The organism is Methanosphaera sp. (assembly GCF_016282985.1).
GTDB lineage: Archaea > Methanobacteriota > Methanobacteria > Methanobacteriales > Methanobacteriaceae > Methanosphaera.
The window spans coordinates 1-6,554 of record NZ_JAEELZ010000070.1; the positions used below are offsets into that span (position 1 = coordinate 1).

A 6,554-nucleotide genomic window follows, 5' to 3' on the forward strand; every position below is an offset into this window, starting at 1 on the left:
TGACATCTACTCAGGAATCAAATGAAGACATATATGGTTTTTATGAGTAACCATTAGTTTTTGGATGAAATAAGGATAATGTTGAAACTAAAATTTTTCTTGCTAGGTAAGTTATATTTGAGGATTACTCATCTTTGCTCAAAGTTAGGTTTTCTGCAGAGTCATTATTTATTATTAAAATATGTTTCTTTTGTTCGTATTATACGAATATTTTTATATAAGTTTTTCTAAATTTAATATTATATTTGTTATGAAAAGAAAAAATCAAACCATAATTCACCTATTGAATTATTCATTATACAAAGTAATTACTCCTAATGGTTGGAGTATTGTAATTATGGATGATAATATCTTATTTGATAATTATCATGAAAGAGGAGTTCATGTACATTATAATCCTCATAATCATAAGGATTGGATTAAAATTAAAGAATATTCTGTTGATGAATTATTTTTAAAAATTAAAACACATATTATTAATAATGGCAAATTAAACCTAGAAAAATTACTACAAGAGGTTCGATTATGATTATTTCATTAGTTAAACGCCAATATGGTAAATCTTTTATTGATAACTTGGAGGAGCAATATAAATCCATTGATAATCTACAAAAAATTGTTGATAAAACAAATAACATGAAGTTACTTGTGGATTTAGACAATTGGAAGTATTATTATGAACATCCTGATGAAATTATTGAAGAGGAATTTACATTTTTATCGGATGATTTATCATTCAATGAAATAGACTATTCAATTATCTCTATTATTAAAACAGATCATCCACGAAGTATTCGTGAATTATCTAAAAAATTGGATAAAAATATTAGTACTGTTCAACCTCATGTTAAAAAATTAGAAAAACAAGGAATCATTGAATTTATTAAAGGAAATAAAAATAATAATATCCCTATCTGTAATTTCGATGCCATTAAGATTGAATTTTAACTTTTTTATTAATTGATGTTGGAAAGTTTATTTACTTGTCTTCTATTTTTTCATTATTTAGTCATAATGGAGCATTTTTTTTTCGTTTTGTGTGGAAAAATTGTATATACATTCTAAAACATTTGAGTACTACTTCTCATATTTTTTTATTCATTCTTTTATAAATCACATTTTTGAAAACTATATTTTCGCTGATTAATATGTAAAATCAATATTAATGTAAAATAACCATTTTTTATTGGGATATTATCTCATCATTTCTTTTACTTAAAACTCAAATATAAATTTTTTAAAATACATACTATTTACAAAGATTATTGGGTTGTCATGTCATGGATTTATTATTGAAAGATGATAAAAAATTATTGGTTTTACCTGCATTGTTTGCATTTATTTTGTCTTTACTTTTATTATACAAGTACTCATTCCCGATATCATGGGATGTATATTATCATATACACATGATTGATTTATATAATCAAAATGGTTTAATATTCTGGGATTATGCTACGGTAGCACCAGTGGGTAGGCTGATAATGTATCCTCCATTATTCCACCTATGCTTTTCATTTATTTCCAAATTATTAAACATAACTCCCATGGAATTATGCAGATTGGCACAGCCCATGTTTTCATTTTATCTGATTGGAATAATAACATATGTTTCATACAAACTGACGGATATAAAAACTGGAGTTTTAACGGGATTTTTAAGCATGTTCTGTTTTGTAACATTCAACCGTTCAGTAATATGTACTCCTGCAACAATTGCAATAGGACTGTTCATGTTATCCGGCCTGTTTATTTATATGGCTTCAACTGAAAACAGCATGAAATATCTCATATTGTCGGCACTTTCTTTGGCTTTAATATGGAATTTACACATGGCAACGGCAATATTGACCTGTGGTGTGGTTGGATTATACTCACTAGTTCAAATATTCAATAGAAGGATGAATCTGAAATTTGTAATAGTTTACATTTTGATAGTTTTGGTACTGGGAATGCCGTGGTGGATTTACATTGCATTGAATTATTCTTTATTCTTTAATTCACTGGCAGGAAATAATTTACTGATAAGTGATTTTTTCTTCAGGTACTATGGCATGATATGCACGTTATTGCTCCTGATGGGTTATTACATATTAATTAAAACCAGGAATGAAAGATCTACTTTCCTGATATTGTGGAGTATTTCACTGGTATTATTAAGTCAGTTTGGACTGTTGGGATTTAACATAGTTTCAATAAGAATACTTGAAGTGGCTTCATATGCACTGATAATTATTTCAGGAATTGCCCTGTCATATATTTATGATGAGTATCTCCAAAGTGTCAGGTTAAAGAATATCTTCTGTACAATATTCATTTTATTGGTCATTACTTCATGTTTCTTGTATGTTGACAGTTACACTCCTGATTTGTTGGATGATGATGATTATAATTCAACCCTGGTTGATGAAAAGATACATTCAGTAATCAATCCCGTTACGTATTCATTCAAGCCAACGGTAATCTCTTCCAGATTTGCAAATTCAAGTCTGGCACATGACCGGTATGATATCATGCAGTGGTTTGTCATGGAAAACTCCTCGGATATAGTTGTATCTGAGGATGCAATTATGGACACAATCATAGTATCGACCAGCAGAACGCCTGTGGTTTACGGCGGTTTTACAGAGTCAATTCCAGAATATGTGACAGATCCAGTTCACATTATTAAGGGCTGGTCAGACCGGGATGAACTGTCACGTTTAAATGTGGGTTATCTCCTGTTAAAACGTGACACACCTATACCAGATTACGGTGAATTGGCTTATGAAAATGATGAATATAAAATTTGTAAAATCAAAAGTGAATACAGGTAGTTTCAATGAAGAAAATGATTAAAATATTGGCCGTGCTTTTAAGCATATTGCTATTGGCAGTGTTTTCAATAAGTTCCGTCTACACTGATACAATAGAATGTGACAACAGCACCTTGATAGTCGCAGTATGTACCGGCGATATGAGGGCATTGGAAACGGGGGTGTCAGTCTATGCGGGAAGTAACAACGTGCCATTAATATTGTCTGACAAAACAATGCCTGAACAGTTAAAAGACTGGCTGCCGGGTTACGTTGAAGAAAACAATATCACTAAAATAATTGTTGTAGGTCCGGTAACGGCACAGCAGATGTTTGATTTTATGAAACTGGGTGTTGAAGTAAAACAGGTTAACGGAAATAGTATATCAGAAATACTCACTAAACTGGCGGAAAATTCCAAAAATCTTAGAAATAATTCTGTGATATTAACTGCATCGGATCCATTAGCTGGGGAGTTGGGTGCATACACGAAAATTCCAGTATTTATAACTGCTTCAAACAGTACATATTCATCTGATGAAAACTTAAGTGTTGACTACTTGAATTACATGAAAAAACATCAGATAAAAAAGGTCATCATTGTCGGAAACTTGCCTCGAACAATTAAAAGGCAATTAATGGAAAATGATATAATCTTTGAAGAATTGTCCGGTGAAAACTCATTGGACGTAAGTAGAAAAGTTAACAATAAACTCGTGGCCGAAGGTTATGTTAAAAATCCTCAAACTGTCTATTATGGATTTTATGGGGAATTGCCCACAATAATTCCTTCAGTAGTAAAAAATAATGCTTTGCTTGTTGAAGATTCATCAAATAATGGGAACATATTATCATATCTCCGGGAAAACAATATAAAAAATGTAGTAGTAACAAGAAATACTGAATCGGATTATATTCAAATGGAAGAACCTGATTACATCTCATCGGATGTAACAAATCAGCTGGAAAAAAATAACATAACAGTCCATTGGCTTACAAAAGAACGTACGCTGGATGAGGCAACGGGATTATATGATATGAAAATATTAACTGTTGAGAATAGGGATATCAAAGAGACAAAACAGTTCAACGATTCAAACAATCAGATTATTAAAACGGATCCTCCACTTATTGCAATGCTGAACACAAAAAAATGTATTGACTCAAACAACATCAGTGCAGAAATCAAAGAGAACGACGGCGAATACACAGTTAAATGGAGCACTATACATCCATACGTGTGGAAAAAGATAAACGAAAACGAGTATCATGCAACATCAAACACAGGTTATGAATATCATTGGACAAAAGATGTAAACACGTGGAAAGTTAACTACACATTCAATAATCAGGAATATTACAACACAACCTGGATTGAAAACGATGACAATTCATGGACGGAAATTCAGGCCAAAAGAAATTTCACATGGAAATATGATGGCATGAAATGGAAATGTTATGACAAAAATCACTTGATATATTATATAAATAGGGATACAAAAAATGTATAATTTATCAAATACATATATTTTATTGATGAAAGATAATTTCACATTTTAAACATGGAATCTTAAGTTTATATAAATAAGGAGAATTTATTAAAATGAAACAATTATTCGGTACTTTTGGAGTAAGAAGAGTTGCAAACACAGTCTTAACTCCAGAATTTGCATCAAAAATAGCAGCAGCTTATGGAACAAAAGTTAAAGGAACGATTGCAATAGGATCAGATCCTAGAACATCATCCGAAATGGTTAAACATGCAGTAACTGCAGGTTTATTATCTGCAGGATGTAACGTGGTTGACCTTGGAATGTTACCAACACCGGCAGTACAATATGCTGTAAGACACTACTATGATGGTGGAATTATGATTACAGCATCACACAACCCTCCGGAATACAATGGATTAAAACTGTTGGATGCTGACGGAATAGGAACACCTGATGATCTGGAAGAAGAAATCGAAGACATTTACTTCAACGATAAACAGGAACGTGTAACCTGGGATAAATTAGGAAAAGCATATAAAAGGGACATCATTGACGAATACTGTGATGAAGTAATCAAAAGAGTGGATGCAGAAGCAATCAGGGAAGCAAAACTTAAGGTGGTACTTGATTGTGGTTCAGGAGCAGCATGCGGCACCACACCATACATCATAAGAAAACTGGGCTGTGAAATCACAACATTAAACTGTCAACCTGACGGAGCATTCCCTGGAAGAAACCCTGAACCAACGGAAGACAATTTGCAGGACTTAATAGCAGTTGTTAAAGCAACAGGTGCAGACATTGGTATTGCACACGACGGGGATGCAGACAGAACAATTTGTATTGATGAAAAAGGACAATTTGTATTTGGTGACAAATCATTTGCACTTGTAGAAAAATCCATGTTAGAAAAAAATAACGGTGGAAAAATCGTTACAACAGTAGCAACTAGTAATGCTATTGCAGACATTGCATTGGAAAACAATGGTGAAATTATCCTGACAAGAGTAGGGGATCTTGTAGTAGCACGTAAACTACAGGAAATTGATGGATTGTTTGGTGGAGAAGAAAATGGTGGATTAATCTTCCCTGATTTCGTATATGGAAGAGATTCAGGTCTTGCAACAGCAATGTTACTTGAAATATTGGCAAAAAGTAAGAAACCGTTATCTGAATTAATTGATGAATTACCAACATACTTCTCTGAAAAAAGAAAAGTTAAATGTCCTGATGATAAAAAGCAACTAGTTGCTGAAGGAATAATAAATGATACAACAGAATATGAAGTGGATACAACCGATGGGGTAAAAGTAATTACCGAAGAAGGATGGGTAATTATAAGACCTTCAGGTACCGAACCTATCTACAGATGTTTCTCAGAAGCAAAAACTCCTGAAAAGGCAGCAGAACTTGCCGACTGGGGTATGACATTAATCGAGAAATACCTTGATTAAACTTCTCTTTATTTTTCATTTATTTTTTTTCAAATCCGACAAGTTCTTTTTTTATAACATGTTTAACAAAGATATTACTATCTTATAAAAATTATATTTTTTCTAAATCAATTATTCTAACAAAATATCATGATTAATAATTTTGGAGGCTTAAAATAATGTCAGATATTAAACAGGAAATAGCAAGTCGTGTAAAGGATATGCGTGAAGTTTGTGAAATAAGCATACAGGATATGGCAGAAAAATTGGATGTTCCGGTTGAAACATATTCTCAGTATGAAACAGGTGAAGTGGACATACCTGCAAGTATTCTCTATGAAGCTTCACAGATATTCAACGTGGACACCAGCCTGCTTTTAACTGGTGAAGACACAAGAATGAGTGTATTTGCAGTAACCCGTAAGGATAAGGGAGTAAGAATAAACCGTAGGGAAGCTTATGACTATGAAAACCTTGCATCAAGCTTCACACACAAAACAATCGAACCGTTTATAGTAACTGTAATGCCAAGGGACGATAACTACATGCCTGAACCAAACTACCACAAAGGATACGAATTTGTATACGTACTCGAAGGAACCCTAAGACTATACATCAAGGACAACATCGTTGACCTGAATGAGGGAGACTCAGTATACTTTGACTCATTACATAAACATTCCATGATAGCACTGAACGGAAAACCGGTTAAATTCCTGGATGTTCTAAACAATAATGGAGGTATAGAGTAAAATGACTTCACTGTTACATAAATACATAGACAGAGAAGAATACGATTCATACGAAGACTTCAACGAAAACTTTAAAATAAA

The 6,554-nt window shown here is 32.6% G+C and carries 6 protein-coding genes; all 6 read left to right on the forward strand.

The features are described from left to right. The first annotated feature begins 250 nt into the window (after nucleotides 1-250). The 6 genes from QZZ11_RS04055 to QZZ11_RS04080 all read left to right on the forward strand — a co-directional run bounded on the left by QZZ11_RS04055 (nucleotide 251) and on the right by QZZ11_RS04080 (nucleotide 6,473). Nucleotides 251-529 carry a hypothetical protein gene (locus QZZ11_RS04055; RefSeq protein ID WP_292473834.1) on the forward strand — a complete coding sequence of 93 codons (279 nt, stop codon included), beginning with the start codon at nucleotides 251-253 and terminating at the stop codon, nucleotides 527-529. Beyond that, nucleotides 526-948 (forward strand): winged helix-turn-helix domain-containing protein, encoded by a 423-nt coding sequence (locus QZZ11_RS04060; protein ID WP_292473835.1) that lies wholly within the window; start codon nucleotides 526-528, stop codon nucleotides 946-948. The genes QZZ11_RS04055 and QZZ11_RS04060 overlap by 4 nt, the downstream gene beginning before the upstream one ends. Before the next feature lie 332 nt (nucleotides 949-1,280). Further along, nucleotides 1,281-2,816: a hypothetical protein gene (locus tag QZZ11_RS04065; RefSeq protein WP_292473837.1), complete on the forward strand. Its 1,536-nt coding sequence runs from the start codon at nucleotides 1,281-1,283 to the stop codon at nucleotides 2,814-2,816. A gap of 5 nt (nucleotides 2,817-2,821) precedes the next feature. Continuing rightward, entirely contained in the window at nucleotides 2,822-4,306 is a 1,485-nt protein-coding gene (locus QZZ11_RS04070; protein WP_292473839.1) for a hypothetical protein, read from the forward strand. Between the two features lie 92 nt (nucleotides 4,307-4,398). Continuing rightward, nucleotides 4,399-5,742 carry a phosphoglucosamine mutase gene (gene glmM / locus QZZ11_RS04075; RefSeq protein WP_292473841.1) on the forward strand — a complete coding sequence of 448 codons (1,344 nt, stop codon included), beginning with the start codon at nucleotides 4,399-4,401 and terminating at the stop codon, nucleotides 5,740-5,742. A gap of 158 nt (nucleotides 5,743-5,900) precedes the next feature. Then, complete coding sequence (locus QZZ11_RS04080; protein ID WP_292473842.1) at nucleotides 5,901-6,473, forward strand: cupin domain-containing protein; 573 nt, start codon at nucleotides 5,901-5,903, stop codon at nucleotides 6,471-6,473. Nucleotides 6,474-6,554 lie beyond the last annotated feature (81 nt).

Excerpts from the sequence above, each read along its gene's own strand:
- QZZ11_RS04055 (WP_292473834.1), top strand. The coding sequence starts at position 251 with ATGAAAAGAAAAAATCAAACCATAATTCACCTATTGAATTATTCATTA.
- QZZ11_RS04060 (WP_292473835.1), top strand. The coding sequence starts at position 526 with ATGATTATTTCATTAGTTAAACGCCAATATGGTAAATCTTTTATTGAT.
- QZZ11_RS04065 (WP_292473837.1), top strand. The coding sequence starts at position 1,281 with ATGGATTTATTATTGAAAGATGATAAAAAATTATTGGTTTTACCTGCA.
- QZZ11_RS04070 (WP_292473839.1), top strand. The coding sequence starts at position 2,822 with ATGAAGAAAATGATTAAAATATTGGCCGTGCTTTTAAGCATATTGCTA.
- glmM (WP_292473841.1), top strand. The coding sequence starts at position 4,399 with ATGAAACAATTATTCGGTACTTTTGGAGTAAGAAGAGTTGCAAACACA.
- QZZ11_RS04080 (WP_292473842.1), top strand. The coding sequence starts at position 5,901 with ATGTCAGATATTAAACAGGAAATAGCAAGTCGTGTAAAGGATATGCGT.